Source organism: Providencia sp. PROV116 (assembly GCF_028482485.1).
Taxonomy (GTDB): domain Bacteria; phylum Pseudomonadota; class Gammaproteobacteria; order Enterobacterales; family Enterobacteriaceae; genus Providencia; species Providencia rettgeri.
The window spans coordinates 1-3,539 of sequence record NZ_JAMPQO010000040.1 but is presented as its reverse complement, the minus strand read 5'-3'; the positions used below and the strand labels follow the sequence as shown (position 1 = coordinate 3,539).

Genomic DNA, 3,539 nt, shown 5'->3' with positions numbered 1-3,539 from the left:
GTCTCCGCCCCCGACACTTTCAGTTGAATTAGATAAAGAGAGTGATAGTGGGAATAAAGATGGTTATATCACTAATGTTAAAAAGCCTACATTTACAGGTACAGCTACCAAAAGTGCAAAAATAACCTTTAAGATTGCTGGACAGGAATTGACCGAAATTGCTGATGCCACTACAGGAAAATGGGCTATTACGCTTGATAGTTTACAGGATGGGGGGCATCATTATACGGTGACTGCGAAACACCCGACTAATGGGATGTCCACTGATGAAAGTGGCGTGATTTTTATAGATACAACACCACCTTTCACTGTGGTTAAATTAACGGATGCGATAGAGTTAGGAACATCTGGTGACTTTATCACCAAAAACCAAAAGCCAGAGTTTACGGGAAAAAGCGTTCCTGGTAATAAAGTAACGTTAAAATTGAATGATAAAAGCGTCGATACAACCTGCGATGAAAATGGTACATGGCTATTAGCTTTAGATGAAACATTAGATAAAAATTATTCAGGTAAATACAAAATTATTGTTACTGATGCTGCTGACAATCATTTTGAAACAACAGGTACGTTGCAAATTGATAATACTATCCCCTTTCTTTCTGCAATAACGCTTAATTCAAGCGCGACTAGAGATAGAAAAAGTGTCCTGTCAACTAATGATTTAACCCCAATATTTAGTGGTACAACTACACCAGGCTCAAAATTAAAGTTTGAATTTTCTTACTATACTGGAGATTATTTTTGGGAACGACGTGAGTTCGATGTGACAGATATTGATAAAAACGGGCAATGGTCTTTCACATTTCCATCGAATTTAATGAAAGCTGGCCCCCTTTATGGGGTTAGTTCTATTGGTGTCGTTGCGACGTCTCCTGCTGGAAATACGAATAATAGAGATTTTGAAAAAAAAGGTTTATGGATAAAAAAAGGTGTTTATACCATCGATTCACTGATTGATGCTGAGTCTAGCCCTACAGGTAAAGATGATTTAAAAGTAAGTGTTAGCAAGACACCTAAATTGCACGGAACAATTAAAGGTGGTGTAACGGGGGACGAATTTAAAGGTAGCATTCAGATTGCTGGGAAAGAATATCCGTTAACCATAACTGGAAAAACTGGCAAATTAGCCGCATGGAGTTTTGAACTCCCTACGCAAAATGCGCTTTCACAGGGTCAACATGGCTATACTTTGAAATTTCAAGATGTATATGGTTCGACAGAGAAATTTCATTCCTTTTTAGTTGTATCTGAGTCGAATATTTTCCTTGATCCCGAAACGGATTCTGGACATCAAGGAAATGGTTATATAAACCATAATAAGCCAATTTATAAAGGGATTGCTGAGCCTAAAGCTAAAATCTCAGTAAAAGTTGGGGGAAAAGAATACAAGACCCAAGCAAATGATAAAGGGGAATGGCAACTTGAAGTTCCCCTTGATGGTGATGGGGAGCACAACCTCATTTTCCGAGATGAAACGAAAGATTTGATACTCGGGATTGTTAAGCTAAATGTCCTAACAACGCCCCCTACATTCAATGAATTTCATATCGAAAAAAGTGATACGCACAGTAAAGCAGCTGATGTAGCTAAAAATAATAATCCTCACCTGAATTTTACTTATACAGGAAATATGGATTATTACGAGATTGCAGTTAATGAGAAGACTATCAAATATGACAAAAAATCTGTTAATGATGATAGTTCACAAACGACTTTTAATAATACTCTAAATTTACCTAATGGTGAGCATAAAGCTAGGATTACCGCTTTTGATATTGCGGGTAATAAGGTCGAGCATGAAACCATTATTAAAGTGTTAAGCGGTGAGGCCCAAAAACCTAAAATCGAGTTTGGTATTACTGAAAATCAAAGTATTAGTAGTGATGGTGGCGAACTTACTTTTGACAAAAATCACTTAGAAATAACAGGTAAAACCTCTCCCGCAGGGATTGTTAAAATAAAAGATAAAACAGGTAAAGAAATTGGAACGACCAAAGCGGACAATGAAGGAACCTGGGCATATACATTGCCTATCGAATGTATTCCCAGTGATATAACAGGGGGTGGCAATCTTGAATTTTCTATTACAGCGTACGATCTGATTAATCGAAAAAGTAATATCAATTTTTCACTTATTTATGATGACTCGGCTCCTGAAATAACTAACTTTCAGACGAGTGAGATCGGCAGTAATGACACGGTATATAACAATGGATTGACCTTTAGTGGCAAAACTCAACCTAATTCTACCGTACATTTTACGTTGTCTAAAGGACAAGAAGCTATACATGAATCTGCAAAAGCGGATAAGACAGGGAATTGGCAATTCAAACCACTTGCCTCTCAAATGCCAGCTGACGGCCAATATGTTTACAATATTACGGTTGAAAATGTATTAGGGAAAATGAATGCAGAGAAAGATAAATTACAAGGTAGCTTAACAATTAAAACGACGCCTGAAATAACCTGGGGATTAGATGATAATGATGATACCGGTATTAAAGGCGATAATATTACCAATATAAAAACACCGAAGTTTAGTGGAAAAACGGAGCCTCATGCTTCTATCCGATTGATTTTTGATAATAACTTAACTCATTCATACGATGCCAAAGCAGATGAAAATGGCGTATGGGTGATAGATGAAAAAGTAAAATTCGAAGAAGGATCATACGGTTATACGATAGCTGTGGAAGATAAGGTGCATGGAATTAGTGGCCAGAAACATGGTAGATTTCAGATTGATACCACTGCCCCGAAGGTATTAACAGGTGGTGTGATTGATGCACGAGATGGTGTTGCTAAAGAGCATGTTCTCACTGATGCGAATATACCTGATTTTAGTGGATATAGTGATCCCTTTGCACGAGTTTTACTCAATATAAAGTCTCCTTTAGATAGCACTCATTTTTCTCAGACAATTATTGCAGACGAAAAGGGGAGTTGGGCATTTACATTACCTTCAGCAAGTGCATTGAAAGACGGGGAATATACCTATCAGGCAAGGGTAGAAGATAGTGCGGGTAATCTAAATAATGATTTGATGCTACAAGGCACTATCAAGGTGGATACAATTGCTCCAGATACTCTTGATGGTGGTGTTGGTAATTCTAAAGATAATACTTATCAATTGGATTGCGTAACAAATATCACAAAACCCACTTTTTGTGGTTCAGCAGAGCCAGGTGTGGTCCTACAGTTAATAGTGGGTGAGCATGTTTATAAGGATATTAAGGTTGATGAAAAAGGTCAGTGGAAATTCACACTTCCATCGTCACTGACAGAGGACACCTATATTTATAAAGTAGAGATGAAAGATGCTGTTGGGCATAAAGGAACTAAAAGCTTAAGGGGTAAGATTATTATCGATACAACACCGCCTGATGTACTGGAGGGTGGGTTAGATACTACATCAGATACAGGGATCTCAAACAGTGGTTTCACTAACCATAAAACACCAACCTTCAGTGGGACGACAGAATCTAATGCTTTCGTTGAGCTAAAGATTGCGAATGAGAGTTATACCGGGGCGGCGG

Annotated in this window: 1 protein-coding gene; it reads left to right on the top strand. The window is 37.9% G+C overall.

Going from position 1 to position 3,539, the window contains the following annotated elements; all coding sequences use genetic code 11:
- A partial coding sequence (locus tag PSE72_RS19805; RefSeq protein ID WP_272691112.1) for an Ig-like domain-containing protein occupies positions 1-3,539 on the top strand: 3,539 nt, incomplete at both ends.